Genomic DNA, 26,849 nt, shown 5'->3' with positions numbered 1-26,849 from the left:
CATCGTGACACCCGCCGGTGAACGGCGCGCTACATGTCGCGGGCCGACAGCACGCAGAACTCGTTGCCCTCGGGGTCGGCGAGCACGGTCCAGGACGCGTCCGGGCCCTGGCCGACGTCGACCCGGGTGGCGCCCAGCGCCTCCAGCCGGGCGATCTCGGCCTCGCGGTCCTGCGAGGTGTGCGGGGCGAGGTCGATGTGGAGGCGGTTCTTCGCCGTCTTCGGCTCCGGCACCCGGACGAAGACGAGGCCGGGTGGCATGCGCTCCCAGTCCATCGCGCGCACGTCCTCCTCGCCCCGGACGTAGCCGGGGACGAGGGCGACCTCGTCGTCGGACTCGAACACGATCCGCCAGTCGATCGCCTCCGCCCACCAGCGCGCGAGCGCTCGCGGGTCGGGGGTGTCGACGACGACGCTGTACCAGCGCAGGGTCATTCCCGGTCTCCTCCCGACCGGTCGAACCTAACCCTGCGCGTACTGGACGTCGGCCCGCACGCGGGCGAGTCCCGCTCGGCGATACGTGCGGATCGCGGGCTCGTTGTCGCCCTCGACGTAGAGCTCGACCTCGCGCAGGCCCTGGCTGGCGAACCGGTGCATCGCGAGCGCGGTGAGCAGGGTGCCGAGGCGACGGCCCTGCGCGTCGGGGTCGACGCCGAGCACGTAGATCTCGGCGACGCCGTCGCTCACCTTGGTCCACATCGAGGCCAGCAGCGCGCCGGTACCGGCGTCGCGGGCGAGCCAGAAGCCCTCCGGGTCGAACCAGGGCTCGGCGAGGCGGGCGTCGAGGTCGGCGCGGGTCATGCGGCCCTGCTCGGGGTGGTGGGCGAACGCGCGCGCGTTGACGGCGAGCCAGTCCTCGGCGTCGCGGTCGGGGTCGAACGTCGTGACGGTGACGCCGTCGGGGACCTCGGGCGGTGCGGGCGCCGGCGGGACCGGCCCCGTCATGAGCCAGAGCTCGCGGACGACGTGCATGCCGCGGCCGGCGGCGAGCCGCGCGGCGCCGGGGTGCGGGCCGTGCGCCCAGACCCGGGTCTGCGGCGCGGCGGCGAGGACGTCGTCGAGCAGCCGGCCCCCGAGGCCGCGGCGGCGGTGATCGGGGTGCACGGCGAGCTCGGCGGAGCCGTCGTCGAGCTGGGCGTAGGCGACGAGGGTCTCGCCCTCGACGACCGGCAGGTGCACGACGTCGCGGCCCGGCGTGGTGAGGTTGAGGAGGGTCTGCTCGGAGAAGGCGGCGACGCCGTCGTGCTCGTGGACGACGGTCGCGAGCGCGCGCACCTGGCCGGGGTCGACGGACGGCATCAGTCGAGGCGCTCCGCGCGCCAGAGGACCGCGGCGTGCTCGAGCTCGCCCGCGGTGTCGAGGAGCGCGCTCGCCGAGCGGGTGACGCGGGTGGCGACGAGGTCGTCGGAGCCGGCGATCGCGTCGGCGTCGACGGCGGAGCCGACGGCGAGCACCCGGCAGAAGGCGCCGGCCCGCTCGAGCGCGACGTCGAGGTCGCCGCGGAAGACGCCGGAGAGCACGGCGTCGGCCATGGTGCGGATCTCCTCGGGGCCGGGGGTGTCGGCGACACCGGCGACGGCGCCGGCGACCTCGGCGCGGTCGATGCCGAGGCGGTACCGCTCGGCGATGGTGCGGGGGTCGCGGCGGGTCCACTCCCGCAGCGCGTAGAGGCGCCAGAGGGCGCCCGGGAGGGTGTCGGCGGGGCTGTCGGCCCAGAGCGCGGCGACCGTGTCGAGGCCCTCGGTGTCGACGAGGTGGACGAGGCGGTCGACGAGCTCGGGGTCGTCGGAGCCGGCGCGGCCGCGGTGGACGATGGCGCCGGCGGCGGTGTGGGCGGCCTCGGAGCGGACGGCGGGGTCGATGTCGCTCACGATCTGCTCGGCCTGCTCGGGGGCGAGCATCGCCGGGCGGCGGAAGCGTCGTTCGGTCACGGAGCTCTCCTCCCGGTCGGGGGCGTGGGGGTGGCGGCGGCGAGCGCTCAGCCGAACGTGCGGGACTCCCCACGATACGTCGGCAGGGTCTCCTCGAGCGTGTCGCCGCGGACGAGGTGGACGGTGTCGAAGCGCTCCATCATCTCCCCGGCCTTGGCGTGGCGGAACCAGACGCGGTCGCCGACGGCGGGCGTGGCGCCGGAGCGGAAGCGCACCGGGGTCTGCACCTCGCCGGCGCCCTCGGTCGCGAGGAGGCGGCCGCCGCCGAGCGGGCGCGGGAGGCGGTCGGCGCCGGTGGGCCCGGAGGCGACGTAGCCGCCGCCGAAGGCGGTGGCGATGCCCGGGGCGGGGCTGCGGACGACGTCGAGGCCGAAGAAGGCGGCGGGGCGGGGGCGGAACGCCCGGTAGTGGTCGAAGAGCGTCGGGCAGTAGAGGCCGCTGCCGGCGGTGACCTCGGTGATCGTGGGGTCGGCGACGGTGTCGCCGACCGAGCCGGTGCCGCCGCCGTTGACGAGGAGGTCGCGGCCGAGCGCGTCGGTCAGGGCGGCGACGACCTCGGAACGGCGGCGGCGGAGCTGGGCGAGGCTCGCGGCCTTCATGGCGCGCACGACGGGGCCGGTGGGGCCGGCCTCGTTCACGCCGGCGACCTGGCCCTCGTAGAACATGACGCCGCGGACCCGCAGGCGCCCGGTGCGCTCGCAGGCGCGGGCGAGCGCCAGCGCGTCGGCGACGGTGCGGACCGGGGAGCGCCGGGGGCCCACGTGCAGCGGGCCGAGGCGCAAGCCGGCGTCGATGTCGAGGCACACCTGCACGGGTGGGCCCTCGGGGGAGCCGGCGCGCGTGAGGGCGCGCTCGATCAGCGCGACCTGGGCGACGTCGTCGACCATGAGGGTGATCGCCGCGCGGGCGCGGGGGTCGGTGACGAGGCGGGCGAGGGCGGCGCGGTCCACCGTCGGGTAGCCGAGGAGGACGTCGGTGGCGCCGTGCTCGACCAGCCACAGCGCCTCGGCGAGGGAGAACCCCATGACCCCGGCGAAGCCCGGCTGGTCCAGGACGCGCTCGAGCAGGCCGCGCACCCGCAGGGACTTCGAGGCCACCCGGATCGGTGTGCCCTGGGCGCGCGCGAGCAGGTCGCGCGCATTCGCCTCGAACGCGTCCAGGTCGACGACGGCCAGCGGCGCCGGGAGCGACGCCGTCGCTCGGCGCCAGGGTGCGGGTGCGCTCACCGGGACATTGTCGCCCGAGGGGTGGGGTGGGGTGTGGCGGTGGGTGTGACGTGGGTGGGTGGCCGTTGTCGAGTCGGTGGCTGTCGGTGGCTGGTGGCCGACTCGGCGGCGGAAGCCCCCTCGCTGCGGCTCACCCGCGAGGGTCTACGGGTTCCGTCGTGCACGGAGCGGCAGTGCTTCGTCGGGTCCGGTCGTGCATCGGGGCAGGGGACGGCGTCGGGGCCGCCGGCCCCGAGCCGCGGCCCCGAGGCCTCTGTTGGTGAGCCGCCATGCCCTCGGGGCCTCGCCTCCCTGTGCCGCCCCGTAGGCGTGGTGCACCGGGGCGGTCGCGGGGCATTCGTGCCGTTGCGGTCACTTCTGCACGCGCAGGCGGGGTGCTCGCGTGGCATTCGTGCCGCTGCGGTCACTTCTGCACGCTGAGGCGGTGTCGGCGCCGGCATTCGTGGCGTTGTGGTCGGTTCGGTGCGCGCGTGCGAGGGCCGGGGGTCCTGGTCGAGGCGCGGGACGCCGCGTGGTGCGAGCCCGGCGCCCACCTGCCTGCCTCCCGCCTCCCGGCGTGCCGCGGCGGGGTCGGCGCCGGGCCGGCCGGTGACCTCGAGGCCCGCCAGACGCCCTACCCCAGCGACACGCTCCCGACGACGACCACCGCGACGACCGCCAACGTGACCTCCAGGGCCGCAACCACCCGCAGCGCGCTCCCCCGCCCGGCGAGCGTCCACGCGAGCACGGGGGCCCCGAACGCGAGCGCGGCCGCCGCGAGCGCCAGCACCGACGCGTCACGCTGCTCCTCCGGGGTGGGGAGCTCGCCGAAGAACGGCGTGGCCGTGATCATCGCGCCGTAGGCCAGCACCGGGGCAGCCAGCCATGCGACGACCAGCAGCCCAGCCGCCGCGGTGCGCACCCCGCTCCCCCTCGCTCCTGGCACCGCCAAACCGCGCTGCGCGGGTTCCGCGCGAACCGCGGTCCCGTCCCGCCCGTCGCTCGCCGACGCGTCGCGAGCACCGCCCGCCGCCGCGCCCGGCTCACCACTCGCCGCCCCGCCGTCGTCACCGTCGGACGCCGTCACCGCCCGGCCTCCGTCAGGAAGCTCTCGACGACCTCGCCCGCCGCACCCGCGCCGTGACCGCCGCCCTGCACGAGGGCGGCGACGGCGAGATCGCCCTGGAAGGCGATCATCCAGGAGTCGACCCGGTACTCGTCGCCCTCACCCGCCTCGGCGGAGCCGGTCTTCGCGTGCACCGGCTCCCCCGGCACGTCCTGCAGCAGCCGTGCCGTCCCGGTGTCGACGACCGCCCGCATCAGCTCCGCGAGCGTCTCGGCCTCCTCGGCGGTCAGCGGGTGCGGCGGCGTCTCGCTCGCGAGCGCACCCTCGTCGGCCAGCTCCGACGGCCCCACGACCAGCCGCGGCCGCACCACCTCGCCCGCCTGGATCGTCGCGGCCACCGTCGCCATCGCGAGCGGCGAGGCGAGCACGTCACCCTGGCCGATCAGCGACGCGGCCAGCTCGGTCTCGGTCATCTCGGCCGGCACCGAGCCCGTGAACGCGGGCCAGTCCACCCGCAGCGGCTGGCCGAGGCCCAGGCTCGCGGCCGCGTCCGCGAGATCGGCCGCGCTCAGCCGGTTCCGCGCGTTCACGAGCGCGGAGTTGCACGACTGCGCGATCGCGTCCCGCAGCGTGATGTCGCCGACGTACGCCGCCGGGTACCCGGGGTAGTTGCGGATCGTGTACCCGGCCACGGTCGCGGACTCGGTGCACGCCAGGACGTCGCCCGGGCCGACGCCGGCCCGCAGCAGCGCCAGCGCCGTCACCATCTTGAACGTGGACCCCGGCGCCAGCGTCGCCCGCATCGCCAGGTCGTAACCCTCGGTGCCGGGCGAGTTCCCGACGGCGAGCACCTCGCCCGTCGACGGTCGGATCGCCACGAGCCCGGCGGGCGCCGCCACGTCCGCGAGGACGTGCTCGGCCGCCGTCTGCAGGTCGGTGCTCAGGCTCAGCTGCAGGTCCTGCCCGGGCTCCGGCTCGCGCTCCAGCAGGACGGTGCTCTCGCCGCCGAGGTCGTGCGTCACAACCAGACCGGGGACGCCGCGCAGGTGGGTGTCGTAGGTCCGCTGCAGCCCCGAGAGCCCGACGACGTCGCTCGGCCGCACCGCGCCGTCGGACTCCTCGACGATCTCGGCCGTGGCCTCGCCGGCCCGCCCCAGCAGCGGCCGCGCCCAGGTGGCGGTCGGCGCCAGCGGCAGCTCGCCGGGCAGGGCGACGGCGCCCGGGATGTCCGCGAGCGCGTCCAGCTGGACGTCGTCCGACCCCTGGCGCACCGTGATGATCTCGACGAACGCCCGCGGCCCCGACGCCAGCACCCGGTCGGCGTAGGCGACGGGGTCGTCCAGGCCCACGAACTCGGCCAGGTCGACGGCGGCGGCCCGCAGCTGCTCGTCGGTCAGCGGCTCCGGCAGCGCGGTCTTGTCGATGCCCACCCGGTGCACCGGCCGCGCGGTGACGATCGGGCGGCCACCGCCGTCACGGATGTCGCCGCGCTCGGGCGCGGGTCGCGCCAGCCGCAGCTCACCACCGGCGGCGAGCTCCGGCGCGAGCGCCGCGGCGTCGAAGGGCGCCCGCCAGGCGCCGTCCTGGTCCTCCATGAGCTGCGTGCTCGTCGCGTAGGTCCAGTCGTCGGTGCCGTCGGCGTCGAGGTCCCAGGCCCACTCGAGCTCCACGTCGGCGACCCGCGGGCCGTCGTCGGCCAGGACGTGCGGCTCGCCGACCTCGGTCACCGCCACCCGCCGCGGCAGGTCGACGAGGTTCGTCAGGTGCTCGGCGAGGTCGACGCCGGTCCACAGGTAGGTGGTCTCGCCCGTCTCCAACGCCTCCGCGAGCTCGTGGGCGACGCGCTCGTGCTCCGATCCTCCGGCCGCGCCGCTGCCGCTGCACGCCACCAGACCGGCCGAGGCGACGACGCCGACGAGCGCGGCGCCTGCTGCTGCTCTCCGTCTCATGGTCGCGAGTGTGAACGCTGCCGTGCGCGATGTCGAAGACGTCTACGTCATGCAGGTATACCCGGATCGCATACCCTGAGGCCGTGGACCTGCTCATGCGCCTGCGCGCGTTCGTCGCGGTGGCGGAGGAAGGCAGCTTCACCGGCGCCGCGGCCGCGACGACCACGCCCCAGCCGGTGCTGAGCCGACGGGTGGCGTCGCTGGAGCGCGAGCTCGGCGGGCCGGTCTTCGACCGGGAGCCGCGCGGCGTCCGGCTCACCACGCTCGGGCAGGCCGTCCTCCCCCACGCCCGGGACGTCGTCGTGCGCACCGACCACCTGCTCGACGTCGCCCGCGCGCAGGTGCTCAGCGACGTCCGCGCAGCGCTGCCCGTCCACGCCGACCCGCAGGCGCTGGCCCGGCTGCGGCAGCGGCTGCGCGGGCGCGGGGTCTCGCTCGCGCTGCACGAAGACGCCCCCGCCGCCCGCGAGGAGGCGCTCGCGCGCGGGGTCGTGCAGCTGGCGCTGCTGCCGGTCGCGCCCGACCGCGCCCAGGTGCGCGTGCGGCTCGGCGGCGCGAGCCTGCCCGCCCGGCTGCGAGGCCGGCGGCTCCACCTCGAGCAGCTGCGCCCCTCCGAGGACGAGCCCGGCGACCCGCCGCGGCTGCTCATCCAGGACGAGGACGACGTCCCGCACGTGCGCGACCTGCTCACCCAGCACGCGCACGCCGCGGGTCTCGCCGCCGACCACGTCGTCACCGGGCTGCCGCTCGCCGAGGCGTGGACGGCGGTCCACGAGCGCGGCGACGTGCTCGTGTGCGCCGAGGTCGAGGCCGCGCGTCAGGGGCTGCCGTTCCGGCACCTCGCTCTCGACGTCGTCCGCGGCTACCGGCTGCGGGTGGCACCCGAGCACCCCGGCGCGGTGATCGTCGGGGACGACCGCGCGGCCGTGCTCGCCCTGCTCGCCGACGCCGTCGGCGGCGAGGTCGCGGAGGTGGCCGCATGAGCGTCGTCGGTGGGTCGGTCGAGGCTCTGCAGGTCGCGCACGAGGTGCTCGACCGCTGGCAGGCGCTGGGGCTGCGCGGTGCGCTGCTCGCGCGCGACCTCGGCACCGGCGAGGAGCTGGGCTTCGCCGTCGACCGCCCGTTCCCGCTGGCCTCGGTCGTCAAGCTCCCGCAGGTGCTCGTCGTCGAGGACCACATCGCGCGCGGCGAGCTCGACGGCGCCCGCCAGGTCCGGCTCGACGTCGACAGCCGCACCCCGGGCCCGACCGGTGTGGCACGGTTCCGGCACCCCGCGAGCGTCGCCGTCGACGACCTCGCCTACCTCGCGACGGCGTTCAGCGACAACGCCGCCTCGGACGCCCTGTTCGCGCTCGTGCCGCCCGAGGAGGTGACGAGCCGGCTGCACGCGTGGGGGTATGAGGACATCGTCGTCCGGCACCCGATGCGGGCGCTCTACGACGCCGTCGCGCGCTGGTCGGACAACGACATGCGGCTCGCCCTGCGGATGGCGGCGGCCGCGACCACGAGCGGCGGCGGCCACACGCTGCCGGTGCTCGACGTGTCCTCGGGCAACGTCGGCACCGCCCGCGCGCTGGTCGCGCTGCTGGCCGACGTCTGGACCGACGCCGTCTCGGTGCCGGTCGCGACCGCACGGGTGCGCGAGCTCCTGGGCACACCGCTGCTGCGGTTCCGGCTCGGCGCCGAGCTGGTCTCCGACACCGTGTCCGTGCGCTCGAAGACCGGGACGTTCCTGCACACGCGGCACGAGGTCGGCGTGGTCGAGACCAGCACCGGCGACCGCATCGCGATCGCCGCGCTCACCGAGTCCAGCGTGCCCGCCGAGGTGCAGCCCGAGGTCGACCGGGCGATCGGGCGCGCCGCGCGGCTGGCCGTCGAGGTGCTGCGGGCGTAGCGCGGGTCACCCCTGCCAGGATGTGCCCCGTGGTGTGGCGGAACTGGGCGCGCACGGCGAGCGCCGATCCCGAGCTGGTGGCGAGGCCGGAGAGCGACGAGGAGGTGGCCGCGCTCGTCCGCTGGGCGGCGGCGCGCGGCACGCGGGTGCGCGCCGTCGGGGCCGGGCACTCCTTCACCGACTGCGCCGTCACCGACGGCGTGCTGCTGGACCTCGACGCGATGGACGGCGTCGAGCACGTGGGGCCACCGGCCCCGGACGGCTCGCGGGAGGTCCGCGTCGGCGCGGGCATCCGGCTGCACCGGCTGTGCCGCGAGCTCGCGGCCCGGGGCCTGGCCCTGGAGAACATGGGTGACATCGACCGGCAGTCGATCGCGGGCGCGATCTCGACCGGCACCCACGGCACCGGCGCCCGGCTGGGCGGGTTCGCGACCCAGGTGCGCGCCGTCCGGCTGGTGACGGCGGCCGGCGACGTCGTCGAGGCCGACGCGACCCGGCACCCCGAGGTCTTCGAGCTCGCGCGGCTGGGGCTCGGGACCGCGGGCGTGGTGACCGCCGTCACGCTGCGGGTCGTGCCCGCCTTCACGCTCGAGGCGCACGAGGCGCCGCGCCCGCTCGCCGAGGTGCTGGAGGCGATCGAGCCGACCGACGGCAGCGGGCTGGTCGACGCCCACGACCACGTCGAGTTCTACTGGTTCCCCTACACCGACGTCGCGCTCACCAAGATCAACGACCGCGCGGGCACCGGCGCCGGGCCGCTGCACCCGCTGCGGCGCCTGCTCGACGACGAGATCCTCTCCAACGGCGCCCTCACGCTCACCACCGAGCTGTGCGCGAGCGTCCGCGCGTTCACCCCGACGATCAACCGCGTCGCGGCGCGCGCGCTCGGCGAGCGCCGCTACACCGCGCCCTCCTACGAGGTCTTCACCTCCCCGCGCCGGGTCGTGTTCCGCGAGATGGAGTACGCGATCCCCCGCGACCGGGTGGTGCCGGCGCTGCGGGAGGTCGACGCGTGGCTGCGCCGCACGGGCGAGAACGTCCCGTTCCCCGTCGAGGTCCGGTTCGCCGCCGCCGACGACGTCTGGCTGTCGACGGCGCACGGCCGCGACACCGCCTACGTCGCCGTCCACCAGGCCCGGCGGCTGCCGTACGCGCGGTACTTCCGCGCCGTCGAGGCGATCATGACCGAGCACGCCGGCCGCCCGCACTGGGGCAAGCTGCACCGGCGGCGGGCCGAGGACCTGGCGGCGCTGTACCCGAGGTTCGACGACGCCTGCCGGGTGCGGGACGCCGTCGACCCCGACCGGGTGTTCGGCAACGCCTACACGGAGCGGGTGCTGGGTCGCTGACCGGTTAGCATCGAGGCTTCCCAGGACCAGGAGGCGCCCGATGCGACGCACCGTCAGCGCCCAGCTGGAGCTCACCACGCTCGCCGGGGCGACCCGCCTCGTGATGCAGCTCGCGGTCGCGCGCGTGCCCGGCCTGCAGGTCGAGGAGACCCTCGCGCTCACGATCGACGGCGCCCCGCTCCAGGCTGCGGAGGTCCCGACGGCGCACGGCGGCGTCATCCACACCGTCACGCTGCCGCCGGAGACCCCGGGCGGCCGCACGATCCGGCTGCGGTACGACGCCGAGGTCGGCAGCGACGACGACCTCGAGACCACCGCGCCGGACAACCCCGACGACCGCGACATCTACCTGCGCCCCAGCCGGTACGCGGAGTCCGACCGGCTGTTCTCGGTCGCGCGCCGCGAGCTCGGCGGCGCCGACGGCCTCGACCTGGTGCAGGCGGCGGCCGACTGGGTGCACGGCCGGCTCCGGTACGTGCCGGGCTCGAGCCGTGTGACCGACGGCGCCGTCGAGACCCTGCTGGCAGGCGCCGGCGTCTGCCGCGACTACGCCCACCTGACCGTGGCGCTGCTGCGCGCGCTCGACGTGCCCGCCCGGCTGGTGGCGGTCTACGCGCCGGGACTGTCGCCGATGGACTTCCACGCGGTCACCGAGGCGTGGGTGGACGGCCGCTGGTACGTCGTCGACGGCACCCGGCTCGCGCCGCGCCCGAGCCTGCTGCGCATCTCGACCGGCCGCGACGCCGCCGACACCGCCTTCCTCTCCAGCTACGGCGCCGGCATCCGGATGGGCCCGCAGACCGTCACCGCCACCGTCGACGGCGACCTCCCCGCCGACGACCACACCTCGCCCGTGCAGATCGCCTGACGGCGGCGCCCGGCAGGGTCACTACGCTGACCCCGGGCCTCTAGCTCAATCGGTAGAGCAGCGGACTTTTAATCCGTGGGTTGTGGGTTCGAGCCCCACGGGGCCCACCGTGGAGCGCCGCTCACCGGCACGGACGTGTCCGTGAGCCGAACGCCGACGTCGCCAGCGCGGCGGACGGGGCCTCGGCCACGCACCTGCCTCACCCGGCCGGCGGCACGACCTCGACGCGCAGGATCCGGTCGTCGCCCTCGGCCGGGCTCGTGCCGCCCCAGGTCGCGCCGTCGGTGTTGGACGTCACCAGCCACAGCGCGCCGTCGGGGGCGACCTCGACGGTACGGATCCGGCCGTAGGTGCCGACGAGGTGCTCGATCGGGTCGGCGGTGGCGACCCCGCCGTCGACCGGCAGCTGCCACAGCCGCTGGCCGCCCAGCGCACCGATCCACAGCGATCCCGCCGCGTACGCGACGCCCGACGGGCTCGCCTCGTCCGGGTGGAGCGTCGCGATCGGCGCCACCCCGGTGTCGCCCTCGATGCCCTCGGTATCCGGCCACCCGTAGTCCTCGCCCGGTCGCAGCACGTTCACCTCGTCCCACGTGCGGTGACCCAGCTCCGAGGCGTACGCGGTGCCGTCCGGGCCGAACGCGATGCCCTGCACGTTGCGGTGGCCGCTGGAGAAGATCGGCGAGCCTCCCGGGTTGTCCGCGGGCACCTCGCCGTCGGTCGTGATGCGCAGGACCTTGCCGTTGAGCGAGTCCTCGACGGCGGCGTTCGTCGGCTCGAACGCGTCACCGGTCCCGATCCACAGGTGCCCGTCGGGGCCGAGGACGAGCCGGCCGCCGTGGTGGCGGTCCGCGGTCTCGATGCCGTCGAGCAGCACCCGCTCGACGGCGAGCGAGCCGAGGTCGTCGGCGACCGTCAGCACGACCACCCGGTTCTGGGACGCGCCGGAGACGTACGCGTACACCGTGCGGTCCTCGGCGAACCCCGGTGAGGCCGCGATCCCGAGCAGCCCGCCCTCGGCCGACGGCGTCACGTCCGGCACGACGCCCACCACCGTGGCGTCCCCGCCGTCGGCCGGCACGCGCAGGATGCGTGCGGTGCGCCGCTCGGACACCAGCGCCGAGCCGTCCGGCAGGAACGTGAGCCCCCTCGGCGCCTCGAGGCCGGTGGTCAGCTCCTCGGGCTCGCCCAGCGTCGCGACGGCGTGACCCGGCTCGGTCGCGCCCGCTCCGCTCGTGGGGCTGGGCGTCGTCGAGCCGGTCGGCTGCTCCGACGACGTGACGGGCGGGGCGCCGTCCGGCGCGGTGCAGCCGGCCGCGAGCGCCACGACCGCCGCGACCGCGAGCGCCGTCGCGACCCCGCGCCGTCGGGCCGCACGACCTCGGACCGCTCGCACCGTCGGCACCCTCCGGACCGCCACGCTACGCCGCGCCGCCGTTGACGAACACGGTCTGGCCGTTCACCCAGCGGCCGGGGCCGGCGAGGAACGCGATCATCTCGGCGATGTCGGCAGGCTCGCCGAGCCGGCCGAACGGGTTGCCGCTGGCGATCTGCTCGACCAGCTCGGGGCTCTTGCCGTCGAGGAACAGCGGCGTCGCGGTCGGGCCAGGGGCGACCGCGTTGACCGTGACGTCGCGGCCCCGGAGCTCGCGCGCGAGGATCAGCGTGAGCGCCTCGACCGCGCCCTTCGAGGCCGCGTACGCGCCATAGCCGGGCGGCTGCAGCCGCGTGATCGACGTGGAGACGTTGATGATCGCGCCACCCGCACGCAGCCGCCGCGCCGCCAGCTGGTCGACGACGACCGTGCCGCGGACGTTGACCCGCTGCACCTCGTCGAAGACCGCGAGGTCGAGGTCGGCGATCGGCGCGAGCGGCATGATGCCCGCGGTGTGCACGAGCACGTCGACGCCGCCGAGCTCGCGCTCCGCGGTGTCGAACAGCGCCGCCGCCTGCTCCTCGTCCGCGACGTCGCCGCCGACCGCGAGCGCACGGCCGCCGGCGTCGGTGATCGCGCGCACGACCTCCTCGGCGCGTACCGCGTTGCCGCGGTAGTGGACGACGACCGCCGTCCCGTCGGCGGCCAGCCGCAGCGCGCTGGCCCGCCCGATGCCGCCCGAGCCGCCGGTGACGATCGCGACCCGCTCGTTGCTGCCCGTCATGATGGACTCCTCCCAAGATGTGAACGATCTGTACATTAATCCTCACGGCGGGAAATGTACAGTGCGTTCACAAGATGCGTCAGCCACCACCGGGAGGAGATCGCGTGAGCCAGGAGCGCGCAGGCGTCAGGCGAGGCCGGGGTCGCCGCCCCGCGGCCGAGGTCCGGGCCTCCGTGCTCGCCGCGACCGGCCGGCTGCTGCTGGAGGAGGGGCTGCCCGCGATCACGTTCGACCGCGTCGCGCGCGAGGCCGGCTCCAGCAAGGTCACGCTGTACAAGTGGTGGCCCTCCCCCGGTGCGCTCGCCGCCGAGGCGTACTTCGCGCAGAGCGCCCCGGTGCTCGCCTTCCCCGACACCGGCGACGTCGAGGCGGACCTCGTCACCCAGCTCACCGCGTTCGTGCGCTGGCTGACCCGCGATGCCGCGGCCGAGCCCGTCGCGGCGCTCATCGGCGCCGCGCAGACCGACCCCGAGGTCGCGCGCGCCTGGGCCGAGCAGTACGCCCGCCCGCGCCGCGAGCTCGCGCGCGAGCGGCTGCGGGTCGCGCAGGAGCAGGGGGAGCTGCGGCCCGACGCCGACCTCGACGTGATCGTCGACCAGCTCTGGGGCGCCTGCTACCACCGGCTGCTCGTGCTCCGGGTGCCGTTCGACGAGAGCCTGGTGCCGCGACTCGTCGACCAGGCCCTGCACGGCGCCGCGGCGCGCTGAGCCGTACGGTACGTCCCACACCACCCAGGGGCTGGACGGGGATTCGATCATGGCGAGGCGCACCGCGCGCGACATCCGCAGCGAGAGCAGGTTCGAGGTCCTGCACGCCCTGTTCGCGCTGGGCCCCTCCACCCGCATGGAGCTCGCCCGCGAGAGCGGGCTCAGCCTCGCGACGGTCTCGACGCTCACCAGCGAGCTCATCAGCGAGGGCGTGGTCCGCGTCGCCGAGACCGTGAGCACCGGCGTCGGGCGCCCGCACGCCCGGCTCTCGATCGACCCCGACCGCGGTCGGCTCGTCGGCGTCGACGTCGCCGAGACCTACGTCGAGGCGACCGTCTTCGACCTCGCGCTCGGTGCTCTGGCCACCCGCTCGGTCGCCCTCGACGAGCACGTCCACGCGCCCGGGTACGTCGTCGAGGGCATCGCCGACGCCGTCGAGCAGGCGCTGGCGGCCGCCGGGGTGGGCCGCGACGCCGTCATCGGGGTCGGCGTCAGCCTGCCCGGCCAGGTGCAGCCGGAGGCGGGCGTGTCGGTGTTCGCTCCCCACTGGTCGTGGCACGACGTCGGCATCCACGACCTGCTCACCGAGCGGCTGCGGCTGCCGGTGCGCATCGACAACCCGCTCAAGGCGATCGCGATCGCCGAGCTCTGGTTCGGCGTCGGGCGGGTCAGCCGCAGCATCGCCGTCGTCAACCTCGGCACCGGCGTCGGCGCCGGGCTGGCGATCGGCGGCGCGATCGTGCGCGGACCCAGCAACAACGCCGGCGAGTGGGGCCACACGATGCTCGTGCTCGACGGCCGAGGATGCCGGTGCGGCCGGCAGGGCTGCGTCGAGGCCTACGTCGGCGCCGAGGGCATGGTGCAGACGCTCGCCGAGATCGACCCGGACCACCCGGCGGTGGCCGAGCACATGCAGAGCGACTTCGTCGCCGCCGTCGCCGAGGGCCTGCGCCGAGACGACCCCGCGCTGCAGCAGCTGGTCGACCGCACCGCGCACTACCTCGCCGCGGCGCTCGGCGACCTCGTCAACATGGTCAACCCCGAGCACATCACGCTGACCGGGTGGACCGTCTGGCAGCTCGGGCGCTGGCTGGTCCCCGCCACGCAGGAGCGGCTGGAGGCGCAGGCGCTGCCCGGCTCCTACCGGGTCGTCACGCTGGCGAGCTCGCAGGTCGAGGGCAACATGGTCGCGCTGGGCATGGCGACGTTCGCGCTCGAGGCGTTCCTTCTCGAGCGCGGCCTGCCGAGCCGCGTCGACGTCGGCCGCGGCTGAGCCTCGCCCGGCCCGACCGTGTCGGGGCGCGGCGACCCAGCACTGGTGCGCTCCGCGCCGCCCACCTATCGTCCCGGCATGCGCGTCGAGGTCCTCATGTTCGACGGCGTCGCGGACATGGACGCGACCCTGCCCCACGACGTCTTCTGCCGCGCCCGGCTCCTCGGTGCCGACGTCGAGTCGGTGCTCGTCACGTCCGACGGCGCGACCGAGGTGACCGGCTGCTACGGCACCCGCTACGCGGGCCTGGTCGGATGGACGCCCGAGCGTGCAGACGTGCTCGTGGTGGCGGGCGGCTGGATCGAGCGCGACGCCGACGACCCTCTGCCCGGGCGGATCGCGGAGGCGAAGCGACGTGGCGGCGACGGGCTCGTGCTCGCCGGGTCCGACTCCGGGGCGCTCTACCTCCGGGCGGCGGGGCTGCTGCGCGGCCCGCCTGGCGGTCGAGATCGAGCGGTGGATCGGCCACGACCGGCGTGGCACGGTGTGGCGCGCGGACCCTCCCGCCGACCATCGTCAGACGTAGACGGCGCGCAGCTCCCACGGGCGCAGCACGCCCGGCTCGGCACCCGCGCCGCCCTCGGCCCCGCCGGGTGCGTCGCCGGCGCCGTCCGGGTAGTTGCCGATCAGCAGCCGGCCGCCGTCGAGCGCTGCGAAGGGGTCGCCGGCCGGAAGCCGCAACGGGTCGCCCGAGACGTTCGCGACGACGAGGAGCCGCTGGTCCCCGGACTCGCGCACGAACGCCCACAGCCGCGCGTGGTCGGGCTCCAGCAGCCGGAACGAGCCGGTGGTGATCACGTCCTCCGTCTTCCGCAGCGCGATCAGGCGCTTGTAGAAGGACAGCACCGAGTGCGGGTCGTCCTGCTGCGCCGCCACGTTGAGCCACAGGTGGTTCTGGTGCACCGGCAGCCACGACCGCCCGGTCGTGAAGCCGGCCTCGGCGTCGCCGTCCCACTGCATCGGGGTGCGCGCGTTGTCGCGGCTCATCCGCGCCATGCTGCCGAGGATCAGCTCCTCGGGCAGACCCATCATCGTCGCGATCTCGTAGGCGCGGGCGGCCTCGACGTCGCGGTAGTCCTCGGGGCGGGCGAACGGGTAGTTCGTCATCCCGATCTCCTCGCCCTGGTACACGAACGGCGTGCCCTGGTGCAGGTGCAGCACGCCGCCGAGCAGCGTCGCGGACTCGCGCCAGTAGCGGCCGTCGTCGCCCCAGCGGGAGACCACGCGCGGCTGGTCGTGGTTGTTGAGGTAGAGGGAGTTCCACCCCTGCCCGGCCAGCATCTCCTGCCACCGCGCGAGCGACGCCTTGAGCGCACGCAGGTCGAGCGGCTGCGGGTCGTACTTGCCGAGCGCGCCGTGGTCGACGTCCATGTGCTCGAACTGGAACACCATGTCGAGCTCGCGGCGCGCGGGGTCGGTCGCCAGCACCGCCTGCTCGGGCGTGACGGCGAGCATCTCGCCGACGGTGAGGAACGTGCGGTCGGGGTAGGCGTCGAACACCTCGCGCCGCATCTCGGCGAGGTAGCGGTGCAGGCCCGGGTCGTTGACGACCATCTCGAGCTGGTTGCCCTGCTCGGCGTCGGGCAGCCCCTCGGGCTTGGAGATGAGGTTGATGACGTCCATGCGGAAGCCGTCGACCCCGCGGTCCAACCACCAGCGCATCATCGCGTAGACGGCCTGCCGGACCGCCGGCTCCGCCCAGTTGAGGTCGGGCTGCTGCGGGGTGAACGAGTGCAGGTAGTACTCGCCGCTGACCGGGTCGAGCTCCCACGCCGAGCCCAGGAACACCGACGACCAGTTGTTCGGCGGCAGCGTCGCACCCGGGTCGTCGGGGTCGGGTCGCCCCGGCCGCCAGATGTACCAGTCGCGCCTGGGGCTCGCCGGGTCGCGCGACTCCTGGAACCAGGGGTGCTGGTCGGAGGTGTGGTTGACGACGAGGTCCATGACGAGCCGGAGACCGCGCGCGTGCATCGCCTCGATGAGCTCGTCGAGGTCGGCCAGCGTGCCGAACGTCGGGTCGATCGCCTGGTAGTCGGAGATGTCGTAGCCGTTGTCGACCTGCGGAGAGACGTAGACCGGCGACAGCCAGACCGCGTCGACGCCGAGCGCGGCGATGTGGTCGAGCCGCTGCAGGATGCCGCGGATGTCGCCGATGCCGTCGCCGTCGGAGTCGGCGAAGCTGCGCGGGTAGACCTGGTACACGACGGCGCGGCGCCACCACGGCTCGGTGCTCACGTCCCCGAACCTATCCAGGAACAGCCACCTCGGTGGGCTCGTCGCGACGCAGCACGACCACGTCGGTCGGGCGCAGCGTCACACGGTCGCCGACGGCGTAGCGGCGCCCGGTGAGCACGTCCTCGCCCGCCGCGTGCAGCGGCACCGTGACCTCCGCGGGCCCGTGGTGCAGCAGGAAGTCGACGACGGCGCCCGACGGCGTCTCGCGCGTCGCCAGCTCCAGGCCCTCGATCTCCGCGTAGGGACCGAGCAGGCCGTGGCGGGCGAGCGCGCGCCGCACGACGTGGGTGACGCCGGGCTGGTCGAGCTGGGTGCCGACGTACCAGACGTGCCCCTCGCCCCCGTCCGCAGCCCTCACCCGGTGCCGGGTGACCGCGGGCGCCTCGGCGTAGAAGTCGGCGCGGTAGCGCGCCATCACCTCCGCCCCCTCGGGCACGAGCACCTCGAAGACCATGCGGCCGTCGACGACCGGGCCGCCGTCGAACGCGACCGGGTTGCCGACCGCGGGCTCGGCCGCGTCGGTCTCGGCGACCCGCACGCCCGCCAGCCCCGCGAGCGGCCCGGGCACGTCGGCGAGGAAGCGCCGGTCGTCCTCGTCCACGCGTCCGGACAGGTAGCCGGTGAGCACGGTGCCGCCCCGCTCGGCGACGCCGCGCAGCCGCTCGGGCAGGTCGCCCTTGACCATGTGCAGCAGCGGCGCCGCGACGACGTCGTAGCCGGACAGGTCCGCCGTCACCGGCACGACGTCGAGCTGCGCACCTGCCTCCCAGAACGCCCGGCCCCACGACAGCACGGTCGGGACGTAGCCGATCAGCCGGTTCGGACCGTCGGCCATCTCGACGGCCCACCAGGAGTCCCAGTCGACCAGCAGTGCGCACCGCGCCGGGGTGCGGCCTCCGAGCACGAGGTCGCCGAGCCGCTCCAGCTCGGCGCCGAGGCCGGCGACCTCGCGGAACGCCCGCGTGTCGAGGCGGCCCGAGTGGTCGAGCACCGCGCCGTGGGTCATCTCGCACGCACCGCGCGAGGCGCGCATCTGGAAGAACAGCACCGAGTCCGCGCCGTGCGCGACCGCCTGCCAGGACCACAGCCGCATCACGCCGGGCCGGCGCACCGGGTTGACGTCGCGCGACGCCGTGACCGTCGGGGTCTGCTCCATCAGCCAGAACGGCGCCCCGTCCTTGAGGCCGCGCACCAGGTCGTGCGTGAGCGCGGTGCGCCAGGGCTCGTCGGACCGCGGCGGGTAGTTGTCCCAGGACGCGAAGTCCAGGTGCGGCGCCCAGCGGTGGTAGTCCAGCGGCTCGAAGAAGCCCATGAGGTTGGTCGTCACCGGCAGGTCCGAGTGGGCACGGATCGCCGCCTTCTCCTCCGCGAACTGCCGGATCGCGTTGTCGGTCGAGAACCGCCGGTAGTCGAGCGTGATGCCCTGGAACGCGGTGTAGCGGCGGTCCTTCCAGTGCTCGGTGAGCGCGCTGGGCGGCTCGATCTCGTCCCAGTCGGTGAAGCGGTGCGACCAGAACGTCGTGCACCAGGCCTCGTTCAGCTCCTCCAGCGTGCCGTAGCGCTCGCGCAGCCAGGCGCGGAACTCGGCGGCGCAGAGGTCGCAGTAGCAGGCGCCGCCGTCGCCCCCGTACTCGTTGCCGACGTGCCACGCGACGACGTTCGGGTGGTCGCCGTAGCGCTCCGCGACCTTACCGGCGATGCCGGCGGCGAGGCGTCGGAAGGCGGGCGAGCTCCAGCAGGCGTTGTGCCGCTGGCCGTAGCGGTGCTTGCGCCCCTGGAAGTCGACGCGGGTGACCTCCGGGTAGGCCCGCGCGATCCACGGCGACAGCGCGCCGGTGCCGGTCGCGAGGCAGATCCAGCGACCCGCGTCGGCCGCGCGCTGCACGATCTCGTCGAGCACCGTGAAGTCGTAGACGTCCTCGGCGGGCTGGGTGAGCGACCAGGCGAACACCCCCAGCGTCACGGTCGTGATGCGGGCGGCGTCGAACGCCTCGTGGTCGAGGTCCCAGACGTCCTTCGGCCACTGCTCGGGGTTGTAGTCGCCGCCGTAGGCGACGTGGTCCAGGCGAGGCAGCCGCGCCGGCGTCGGCGCCGGAGCGGGGCTGCGCAGCGGCGGCACGACGACGGCGCCCGGCTCAGTCATGTCGGGTGTACCTCTCGGTGACGTGGGCCACGAGCGGTCGCGCCATCACCGCGAGCAGCGCGACGAACGCCCAGGCGAGCAGCAGCAGCGCGATCTCCGACCACAGCAGCACCGCGCCCGCGACGACCAGCAGCGACAGCACGCCGAGGCTCAGGCGCCACTGGGGCACCAGCGCGGCCACCGCGATCCGTGCGGCGTCGCGGGTGCGGAGGTGGAAGGAGGCGGTCAGCACGACCATGTGACCCGACCACACGGCGACCGCCGCGGTCACCAGCAGCAGGGCGGGCAGCAGCGCGGCGCCGCCGTCGACCGCGTCGAGGTGCACGAGGTTGAACGTGAGCACCGCGAGCAGCAGCACCGTCGGCAGCCACCACAGCAGCGTCGCGCGCACGTCCCGCAGGTACGCCCGCACGAACGGCCGGGCGGGCGACAGGTCGTCGTCGCGCCGCCACGCGGCGCTCGCCGCGACACCGGCAACCAGGGCTGGCCCGACCGGCGCGAGCGCGAGCACCGCGAGCGGCAGGTTGGAGGGGTGCCGGTCCAGCAGCAGCGCGACCACGAGGCCGGGCAGGCACGCGAGCACCAGGAGCACCTCGAGGACCGCGAACCGGTACACCCAGGCGGCACCGCGCGACAGCGGGCCCCGCCCGACCTCCCCGACCTGGCCGACCGGCGTCGCGCCCCGTGCCTCACCGCTGCGTGCCACGGCCGTCATCCTCGCGTGCCTCCCTGGAGCGGGCCACCGGCCGGGTGCACGGGGCACCCGGCCGGCGGCGGGGCGTCACTGGCGGGCCAGCGCCGCGTTGTAGGTGTCGACGAGCTGGGTGGCCCCGAGGCCCTCCATCTCCGCGACGTAGGCGTCCCAGTCGCTCAGCGGACGCTGCCCGGTGATGAAGGCGGCCGTGGCGGCCTGCACGGCGTCACGCAGCTGGCTGTCCAGCAGCGACGTCGTCTCCAGCTCCATCTCGTCGAGCCGGGCCGCGGGTGCCACCGGCATGATCTCCTTGCTCGCGAGCACCTCCTCGGTCCAGGTGGCGATCTCCTCGGTCATCACCGACTGCAGCAGCTCCTGCGAGGAGCCGTTGGCCAGCAGGAACACGCCGTTGCTGTAGCCGAAGTCGGTGTTGAGCTTGCGCTCGGCGTCGGGGTTGAGCGCGTTCCAGCCGATGTCGTCCAGCAGCGTGCGCGTGCCGTCCTCGGCGCGGGTGTAGGTCTCGCCCTCGACACCCCACTGGGCGAACTCGATGCCCTCGTCGGAGTAGTAGAGCCAGTCGACGAGCTGCAGCAGCGCGAGCAGGTTCGGGCTGTCGGCCACCTCGCTGCTCAGCATGAGACCCGACGACAGCTGGCTGCCTGCGAGGTAGCTGCCGTACGGCCCGTCCGGGATCGTGATGAGCCTGATCGGGGCGTCCACGCCGGCGTCGGCGAGCTTGGTGCGGTACTCGGCGATCACCTGGGTGTTGCCGGAGATCGCGGCCGCGTCGCCCGAGACGAACTTCTGCACGGCCTGGTCGTCGCTCTGCGTGACCTCCGGGTCGAGCAGACCCTGCTCGACGAGACCGTGGGCGTAGGTGAGCAGGTCGCGGTAGGCGTCGGACCCGCCGGTGAAGACGAACTCACCGGCGTCGTGGTCGTACCAGGTGTTGCTGTAGCCCCAGCCCGCGCTGGTGCCGAACGTGGGCGCCATGACGTTGAGGAACGAGCCGAGCGTGGTGGTGTCGGTCCAGCGGTCCGACATCGCGTAGCTCAGCTCCGGGTTGGCCTCCTTGACGGCGGCCAGCTGCTCGGCGAACTCGTCCCACGTGGCCGGGTCCTCGGTGATGCCCGCGTTCTCGAACAGGTCCTCACGGATGACGACGGTGTACTGGACGTCGGGGACCTCGCGGATGCCCGGCAGCATGTAGATCTTGCCGTCGGACTGCCGGAGGGTCTCGATCTCGGCCTCGAGCCCCCAGTCCTGCACCTTCTGGGTGAAGTTCGGCATGTACTCGAAGTAGTCCGAGACCGGCAGCAGCGCACCGCCGCTGACGAACTGGGTCTCCTGGCCGGGGTAGGTGACCGAGATGATCTCCGGCGCGTCGCCGGCGGAGACCAGCAGCGCCTTCTTCTGGTCCCAGTCCGCCAGCGGCACGACCGTGAGGTCGAACGTGACGCCCTGGTCCTCCTCCAGGTGCTGGAAGACCGACCAGTCCTCCTGCACCGGGTAGTTCGGGTGATCGCGGTACAGCAGCGAGAAGTCGATCGGCTCGGTCGCCTGGAAGGTGACGCCGACGTCGTAGTCCTCCATCGCGCCGACCATCTGGCTCTCGTCGATGAGGGCCGGCTCGGCGGAGCCGTCGGGGCCGTCGGTGCCCTGGCCGCCGTCACCCCCGGACGAGCATGCCGTGAGCACGACGGCGGCCGCGGCGAGTGCCGCCGCTCCCGTCATGCGCCTGCGGGTCAGTGCCATGGTTTCTCTCCTTCTGGTGTCGACGCCGTCGTTCGACGTCTGGATGGGGCGCGCAGCAGGCGGCGACGGTCAGCCCTTGACCGAGCCGAGCATCACGCCCGAGACGAAGTACCTCTGCAGGAACGGGTAGAGGCAGATGATGGGCAGGACCGTGAGCAGCATCGTGACCGCCTGGATGTTGGCGCCGATCTGCACCGCGTCGGCGCCCGCGCCGCCGGTCACCTCCTGCGACCCGGTGGCCGCCGCGATGAGGTTGCGCAGGTAGACCGTGACCGGGAACAGGTCCTTGTCGTCCAGGTACAGGAACGCGCTGAACCAGGAGTTCCACAGCCCGACCGCGTAGAACAGCGTCATCGTCGCGATGACCGCCTTGGACAGCGGCAGCACGATCCGGGCGAAGACGCCGTACGTCGTCAGGCCGTCGATCGTCGCGGCCTCCTCGAGCTCGGTCGGGAAGTTCTCGAAGAACGACTTCATGACGAGCAGGTTGAAGATGCTCAGCGCCCCCGGGACGACGACCGCCCACATCGAGTTGCGCCAGCCGAGGAAGTTCGCGACGAGGATGTAGTTCGGGATCAGGCCGCCGCCGAAGAACATCGTGAAGACCGCGATCCCAATGAAGAACATCCGGCCCTTGAGGTACGGGCGGCTGATCGCGTACGCGTAGGTGCTGGTGATCGCCATCGCGATGACGGTGCCGACCACCGTGTAGACGACCGTGTTCTTGTAGTTGGTCCAGAACATCGGGTCGCTCATCACGGCCTGGAAGGTCGTGGTGTTGAAGCCGCGCGGGATCAGGTTGACGTTGCCCGCCGCGATCTGGCCCTCGGAGGAGAAGGACTTCGCGACCAGGTTGACGAACGGGTACAGCGTCACCAGGCAGATGACGGTCAGCACGGTCGCGTTGACGACACGGAAGACCCGGTACCCGGTGCTGTCCTTGACCGTGCCGCCCGCGGTGCGGACGGCGACGATGTCCGGCGTCTTGGCGAGATCGGTCACCACAGCGAGGCTCCAACCAGTCGGCGCGAGACGACGTTCGCGGAGAGGACGAGGACGAGCCCGATCACGGCCTCGAAGAGACCGATCGCGGTGCCGTAGGAGAACTGCGCCGACTGGATGCCGACGCGGTACAGGTACGTCGAGATGACGTCACCGGTCGAGTAGATGAGCGGGTTCTGCAGCAGCAGCACCTTCTCGAAGCCGACCGCCATGAACGACCCGATGTTGAGGATCAGCAGCACGACCATCGTCGGGCGGATGCCGGGCAGCGTGATGTGCCACGTCTGCTGCCAGCGGTTGGCGCCGTCGATCCGCGCGGCCTCGTACAGCTGCTCGTCGATCGTGGTCAGCGCGGCGAGGTAGAGGATCGTGCCCCAGCCGACCGTCTGCCACACCTCGGAGGAGACGTAGACGGTGCGGAACCACTCCGGCAGCTGCATGAAGGGGATCGCGTCGCCTCCGGCCGCCCGGACGATCTGGTTGATCGTGCCGTCGAGCGAGGTCAGCTGGAACACGATGCCGGCGACGATGACGATCGAGAGGAAGTGCGGCAGGTACGAGATGGTCTGCACCACCCGCTTGAACCGGCGCGACCGGAGCTCGTTGAGCATGAGCGCCAGCACGATCGGCAGCGGGAAGCAGATGAGCAGCGTCAGCGCGCCGAGGATGACGGTGTTCCAGAACACCGACCAGAACGCCTGGTTGTTGATGAAGGCCTCGAAGTAGTAGAAGCCCACCCACTCGTCGCCGAAGATCGAGCTGCCGGGCCGGAACCGCCGGAACGCGATTACGTTGCCCGCCATCGGCAGGTACCGGAAGACCAGCAGGAACAGCACCGGGGCGACGAGGAAGGAGTAGAGCCGCCAGTCCCGGCGCAGCGCGCGCCGCCACGTGTTGGTGCGGACGGGCGGCGACGCCGGCGTCGGCTCGACGCCGCCGACCGCCACCTCCGCCACGCGAGCCTTCGTCATGCTCATCCGACGGTCACCTCCTCGGTCGTGCGGCCGCCCGCCTCGACGAGGGCCGAGGCGAGCAGGGTGCGCGCGGGCCCGACCCGGCGACGCTCGCCCACGAGGTCGAGCGCGACCGTGCGGTGCACGTCGGCGCTGGAGCGGGCCACCAGCAGCTCGACGGCGCCGGGCTCGACGACGCGGGCGCCGTCGCGGCCGGTGAAGGACGTCAGGTCCGCGTGCACCCGGAACGTGACGCTCGCCCGCCCGCCCGGCGCGAGCGTGACCCGCTGGAAGCCGAGCAGCGCCACCTCGGGCCGCGCGACCTCGGCGACCGGGTCGTGCAGGTAGAGCTGCACGACGTCGGCCACCTCGCGGTCGGCGTCGTTGGTGAGGTCGAGGCGGACGCTCACCTCGCCGTCGACCGGCCAGGTCTCGTCGTCGCAGGTCACCTCGCCCCACGTGAGCTCGGCGTAGGAGAGCCCGTGCCCGAAGGGGTACAGCGGCGTCGGGTCGATGTCGGAGACCGCGGTGGCACGCGCGAGCGTGGGCGCCAGGTACGTCGCCGGCTGGGAGCCGGGCTCGCGCGGCACCGACACCGGCAGGTGGCCGGAGGGGTTGACGGCGCCTGTGAGCACCTCGGCGATCGCGCGCCCGCCGAGCTGGCCGGGGAAGAACGCCTGCACGTGCGCCGCCGCCGCGGTGAGCGCACCGAGCGCGTACGGGCGGCCGGAGACCACCAGCACGACGACCGGGACACCGGTGCCGACCAGCTCCTCGACGAGCGCCTGCTGCTCACCGGGCAGCCGCAGGTCGGGTGCGTCGTTGCCCTCGCCGGAGGTGCCGCGGCCGAACAGGCCGGCCTTGTCGCCGAGGACCACGACCGCGACGTCGGCGCCACGGGTCGCCTCCACCGCCTCCGCGAAGCCGTCGCGCCCGGGCGCGGAGACCTCGCAGCCGCGCGCGTGCACGACGCTGCCCGGGTGCACCGACCGCAGCGCGTCCAGCACGGTCGGGATCTCGATGCCCATGCCCGCGTCCGGGTGGTGGATGCCGACGTGCGCGGGGAAGGAGTAGCAGCCGAGCATCGCGTAGGGGTCGTCGGCGAGCGGCCCCACGACCGCGACCCGCGCCGAGGGCGCCAGCGGCAGCGCGGCGCCGTCGTTCGCGAGCAGCACGACGGCCTCGCGGGCCAGCGCGAGCGCGGTGTCGCGGTGTGCCGGCGGGTCCAGGTCCGGCGCGCCCTCGACCTCGGGGTCCCAGTCCGCGTCGAGCAGCCCGAGCTCCGCCTTCTGCGTGAGCACCCGCAGCAGCGCACGGTCGACCAGGGCCTCGGGCACCAGGCCCGTCCGCACCGCCTCGATCAGCGGCTCGCCGTACGCGGCGACCGAGGGCAGCTCGACGTCGATGCCCGCCGTCAGCGCGAGCGCCGCCGCCTCGCCGTCGGTCGCGGCCACGCGCTGCAGGGTGCGCAGGAACGCCACCGAGAAGTAGTCCGCGACGACCGTGCCCTCGAAACCCCACTCCCCACGCAGCAGGTCGGTGAGGAGACGCTCGTCCGCGGCCACCGGGACGCCGTCGACCGCGGCGTAGGAGTTCATGACCGACCGGGCACCGCCCTCCCGGAGCGCGGTGAGGAACGGCGGGTGGAAGACGTCGGCCATCTCGCGCGGCCCGGCCGACACCGGGGCGTGGTTGCGGCCCGCGAGGGAGCCGGAGTAGCCGGCGAAGTGCTTGAGGGTCGCGACGACGCCGCTGCCCTCGAGCCCGCGCACGTACGCGGCGCCGATCGCGCCGACGAGGTAGGGGTCCTCGCCGATCGTCTCCTCGACCCGCCCCCACCGGAGGTCGCGGACGACGTCGACGACCGGCGCCAGGCCCTGGTGGACCCCGACCGAGCGCATCGAGGAGCCGATCTCGCCGGCCATCCGCTCGACGAGCGCGGTGTCGAACGTCGCGCCCCACGACAGCGGCACCGGGTAGGCGGTGGCACCCCACGCCGCGAAGCCGGCGAGGCACTCCTCGTGCACCTGGGCAGGGATCCCGAAGCGGTTCGCGGCCATCACCTGGCGCTGCGCGCGGGCGAGCGAGCGCGCACCGAGCTCGGGGTCGACCGGCGCGGTCCCGAAGGGGCGCGTCAGCTGCCCGAGGCCGTCGTCGACGACGTCGGCGAAGGAAGGCCCGTCCTGCGTCATGTCGCCCTGGTACGGGGCGACGTCACCGCCCGAGGCGTCCGCGCCGACCCACAGGCCCACGAGCTGGCCGACCTTCTCGGGCAGCGTCATCGTGGCGACGAGGGCCGCGGCGCGCTCCTGGGGCGGCAGCTTCGCGTCGTTCCAGGGGCCCCGCAGGTGCGCCTCCGCTGCGTCGGACGTCGCACCGCTGACCGCGTCGGACATGCATCCCCACCTCGTCGTGTCGAACCTTTCGATATCCGCTCCGATATCTTCGATAGCACGTCACCGTAGGGATGCGGCCGCCCGCCGTCAAGAGCCGCCCACCTGGCAGAACGCTACGAAGCGTCGGTCATGTGCCACGCGCCCGGGGCCGCTATGCTGGCCGACACTTTCGAGAAGGGTGGTACGCATGGCGCGTGGTCGGGCCACGATCGCGGAGATCGCCGCGGAGGTCGGCGTCTCGGTGTCGACGGTCTCGAAGGTGCTCAACGGGCGCTCCGACGTCGCCCCCGGCACCCGCACGCGGGTGGAGCAGGCGCTCGAGCGCCACGACTACCGCAAACCGGTCGACCCCTCGGCCAACGCGCGCCCGCGGCTGCTCGACCTCGTGTTCCACCAAGCGAACAACCTCTGGTCGCAGGAGATCATCCGCGGCGTCGAGCTCGTGTGCGGCCCGGCCCGCATCGGGGTGGTGCTCTCCGAGCTCGGCGGCTCGCACCGGCCGCCCACCGAGTGGATCGACGACGTCATGGCGCGCCGCCCTCTCGGCGTGCTCATGGTGCTGGCCTCGCCCGACGAGCGGCAGCGCCACCAGCTCCGGTCGCGCTCGATCCCGTTCGGCGTCGTCGACACCCAGGGCGAGCAGCCGCCGGGCGTGCCCACGGTCGGCTCGAACAACTGGAACGGCGGCCTGACGGCGACCCGGCACCTCATCGAGCTGGGCCACCGCCGGATCGCGGTGATCTCGGGCCCGCCGGACATCCTGTGCAGCCGCGCCCGCGTCGACGGCTACCGCAGCGCGCACGACGAGGCGGGGCTGTCGCACGACCCCGCGCTGACTCGCTGGGGCGGCTTCGACGCCGGCAGCGGCTACCGCTACGGGCGCGAGCTGCTCGACCGCCCGGACCGGCCCACCGCGATCTTCGCGGGCTCCGACCAGCAGGCGCTCGGCGTCGTCCGGGCCGCGCACGAGCTCGGGCTGCGGGTGCCGCAGGACCTCTCGGTCGTCGGGTACGACAACCTGCCGATCACCCAGTGGCTCAACCCGCCGCTCACCACGGTCGACCAGCCGCTGCGCGAGATGGCCGGTCTCGCCGCCCAGATGCTCATCGCGCTCGCACGCGGCGAGCAGCCCGAGTCGACGCGCATCGAGCTGATGACCGAGCTCGTGGTGCGGTCCTCGACCGCACCCCCGCCGGGCGGCTGACGGCGACCGCGGGCGCGAAGAACGCCCCTCCCCTCGACATGGTCGGGGGCAGCCGAAGGGAGGGACG

22 protein-coding genes and 1 tRNA gene are annotated in these 26,849 nt (G+C 74.1%); 8 read left to right on the top strand and 15 right to left on the bottom strand.

Annotated elements, in window-relative coordinates:
* Positions 1-29 precede the first annotated feature (29 nt).
* From GPA02_RS07755 to GPA02_RS07730, 6 genes are all read right to left on the bottom strand, one after another.
* Positions 30-434: a VOC family protein gene (locus tag GPA02_RS07755; protein ID WP_156199335.1), complete on the bottom strand. Its 405-nt coding sequence runs from the start codon at positions 432-434 to the stop codon at positions 30-32.
* Between the two features lie 27 nt (positions 435-461).
* A complete protein-coding gene (gene mshD, locus GPA02_RS07750) occupies positions 462-1,298 on the bottom strand; it encodes a mycothiol synthase (RefSeq protein WP_156199334.1) in 837 nt (278 codons plus the stop codon).
* A complete protein-coding gene (locus GPA02_RS07745) occupies positions 1,298-1,900 on the bottom strand; it encodes a hypothetical protein (RefSeq protein ID WP_156199375.1) in 603 nt (200 codons plus the stop codon). Before GPA02_RS07745 ends, mshD begins: the two co-directional genes overlap by 1 nt.
* Positions 1,901-1,977: 77 nt before the next feature.
* The gene (locus GPA02_RS07740) at positions 1,978-3,156 is read right to left on the bottom strand and encodes an alanine racemase (RefSeq protein ID WP_156199333.1); all 1,179 of its coding nucleotides are present in this window, start codon (positions 3,154-3,156) and stop codon (positions 1,978-1,980) included.
* Between the two features lie 613 nt (positions 3,157-3,769).
* Positions 3,770-4,057, bottom strand: coding sequence for a hypothetical protein (locus GPA02_RS07735; protein ID WP_156199332.1), 288 nt, complete (start codon positions 4,055-4,057; stop codon positions 3,770-3,772).
* Positions 4,058-4,218: 161 nt separating this feature from the next.
* Complete coding sequence (locus GPA02_RS07730) at positions 4,219-6,150, bottom strand: penicillin-binding transpeptidase domain-containing protein (protein WP_156199331.1); 1,932 nt, start codon at positions 6,148-6,150, stop codon at positions 4,219-4,221.
* 83 nt (positions 6,151-6,233) lie between these two features.
* On the opposite strand from GPA02_RS07730, the gene GPA02_RS07725 reads away from it, so the two are divergent.
* From GPA02_RS07725 to GPA02_RS07705, 5 genes are all read left to right on the top strand, one after another.
* Positions 6,234-7,133, top strand: coding sequence for a LysR family transcriptional regulator (locus tag GPA02_RS07725; RefSeq protein ID WP_162457723.1), 900 nt, complete (start codon positions 6,234-6,236; stop codon positions 7,131-7,133).
* Positions 7,130-8,044, top strand: coding sequence for a serine hydrolase (locus GPA02_RS07720; protein WP_156199329.1), 915 nt, complete (start codon positions 7,130-7,132; stop codon positions 8,042-8,044). The genes GPA02_RS07725 and GPA02_RS07720 overlap by 4 nt, the downstream gene beginning before the upstream one ends.
* 20 nt (positions 8,045-8,064) lie before the next feature.
* Positions 8,065-9,393, top strand: a complete 1,329-nt coding sequence (locus GPA02_RS07715; RefSeq protein WP_156199328.1) for a D-arabinono-1,4-lactone oxidase — start codon at positions 8,065-8,067, stop codon at positions 9,391-9,393.
* 40 nt (positions 9,394-9,433) lie between these two features.
* Positions 9,434-10,261: a transglutaminase-like domain-containing protein gene (locus GPA02_RS07710; protein WP_156199327.1), complete on the top strand. Its 828-nt coding sequence runs from the start codon at positions 9,434-9,436 to the stop codon at positions 10,259-10,261.
* A gap of 34 nt (positions 10,262-10,295) precedes the next feature.
* Positions 10,296-10,368, top strand: a tRNA-Lys gene (locus tag GPA02_RS07705).
* Between the two features lie 92 nt (positions 10,369-10,460).
* Here the strand turns inward: GPA02_RS07705 and GPA02_RS07700 are convergent.
* On the bottom strand, positions 10,461-11,657 hold the full coding sequence (locus tag GPA02_RS07700; protein WP_156199326.1) for a PQQ-dependent sugar dehydrogenase: 1,197 nt from the start codon (positions 11,655-11,657) through the stop codon (positions 10,461-10,463).
* Positions 11,658-11,682: 25 nt separating this feature from the next.
* The gene (locus tag GPA02_RS07695; protein ID WP_156199325.1) at positions 11,683-12,420 is read right to left on the bottom strand and encodes an SDR family oxidoreductase; all 738 of its coding nucleotides are present in this window, start codon (positions 12,418-12,420) and stop codon (positions 11,683-11,685) included.
* Between the two features lie 104 nt (positions 12,421-12,524).
* On the opposite strand from GPA02_RS07695, the gene GPA02_RS07690 reads away from it, so the two are divergent.
* Both GPA02_RS07690 and GPA02_RS07685 read left to right on the top strand, forming a co-directional pair.
* Positions 12,525-13,127 carry a TetR/AcrR family transcriptional regulator gene (locus GPA02_RS07690; RefSeq protein WP_156199324.1) on the top strand — a complete coding sequence of 201 codons (603 nt, stop codon included), beginning with the start codon at positions 12,525-12,527 and terminating at the stop codon, positions 13,125-13,127.
* A 49-nt stretch (positions 13,128-13,176) separates the two neighbouring features.
* On the top strand, positions 13,177-14,400 hold the full coding sequence (locus tag GPA02_RS07685; protein ID WP_156199323.1) for an ROK family transcriptional regulator: 1,224 nt from the start codon (positions 13,177-13,179) through the stop codon (positions 14,398-14,400).
* A 516-nt stretch (positions 14,401-14,916) separates the two neighbouring features.
* Here the strand turns inward: GPA02_RS07685 and GPA02_RS07680 are convergent.
* From GPA02_RS07680 to GPA02_RS07650, 7 genes are all read right to left on the bottom strand, one after another.
* Complete coding sequence (locus tag GPA02_RS07680) at positions 14,917-16,635, bottom strand: glycoside hydrolase family 13 protein (protein ID WP_156199322.1); 1,719 nt, start codon at positions 16,633-16,635, stop codon at positions 14,917-14,919.
* 10 nt (positions 16,636-16,645) lie between these two features.
* Positions 16,646-18,778: a beta-galactosidase gene (locus GPA02_RS07675; protein WP_156199321.1), complete on the bottom strand. Its 2,133-nt coding sequence runs from the start codon at positions 18,776-18,778 to the stop codon at positions 16,646-16,648.
* Entirely contained in the window at positions 18,771-19,493 is a 723-nt protein-coding gene (locus GPA02_RS07670) for a YesL family protein (RefSeq protein WP_156199320.1), read from the bottom strand. The genes GPA02_RS07675 and GPA02_RS07670 overlap by 8 nt, the downstream gene beginning before the upstream one ends.
* A 66-nt stretch (positions 19,494-19,559) precedes the next feature.
* A complete protein-coding gene (locus tag GPA02_RS07665; RefSeq protein WP_156199319.1) occupies positions 19,560-21,227 on the bottom strand; it encodes an ABC transporter substrate-binding protein in 1,668 nt (555 codons plus the stop codon).
* 69 nt (positions 21,228-21,296) lie between these two features.
* Positions 21,297-22,232: a carbohydrate ABC transporter permease gene (locus GPA02_RS07660; RefSeq protein WP_414635367.1), complete on the bottom strand. Its 936-nt coding sequence runs from the start codon at positions 22,230-22,232 to the stop codon at positions 21,297-21,299.
* On the bottom strand, positions 22,226-23,200 hold the full coding sequence (locus tag GPA02_RS07655) for an ABC transporter permease (RefSeq protein WP_156199374.1): 975 nt from the start codon (positions 23,198-23,200) through the stop codon (positions 22,226-22,228). Before GPA02_RS07655 ends, GPA02_RS07660 begins: the two co-directional genes overlap by 7 nt.
* Before the next feature lie 2 nt (positions 23,201-23,202).
* The gene (locus GPA02_RS07650) at positions 23,203-25,578 is read right to left on the bottom strand and encodes a beta-xylosidase/alpha-l-arabinosidase (RefSeq protein WP_156199317.1); all 2,376 of its coding nucleotides are present in this window, start codon (positions 25,576-25,578) and stop codon (positions 23,203-23,205) included.
* Positions 25,579-25,765: 187 nt separating this feature from the next.
* On the opposite strand from GPA02_RS07650, the gene GPA02_RS07645 reads away from it, so the two are divergent.
* Positions 25,766-26,782, top strand: a complete 1,017-nt coding sequence (locus GPA02_RS07645) for a LacI family DNA-binding transcriptional regulator (RefSeq protein WP_156199316.1) — start codon at positions 25,766-25,768, stop codon at positions 26,780-26,782.
* Positions 26,783-26,849 lie beyond the last annotated feature (67 nt).

The organism is Actinotalea caeni (genome assembly GCF_009733795.1).
Lineage (GTDB): Bacteria > Actinomycetota > Actinomycetes > Actinomycetales > Beutenbergiaceae > Pseudactinotalea > Pseudactinotalea caeni.
The sequence above is the reverse complement of the archived record's forward strand: the minus strand, read 5'-3'. Positions and strand labels throughout refer to the sequence as shown.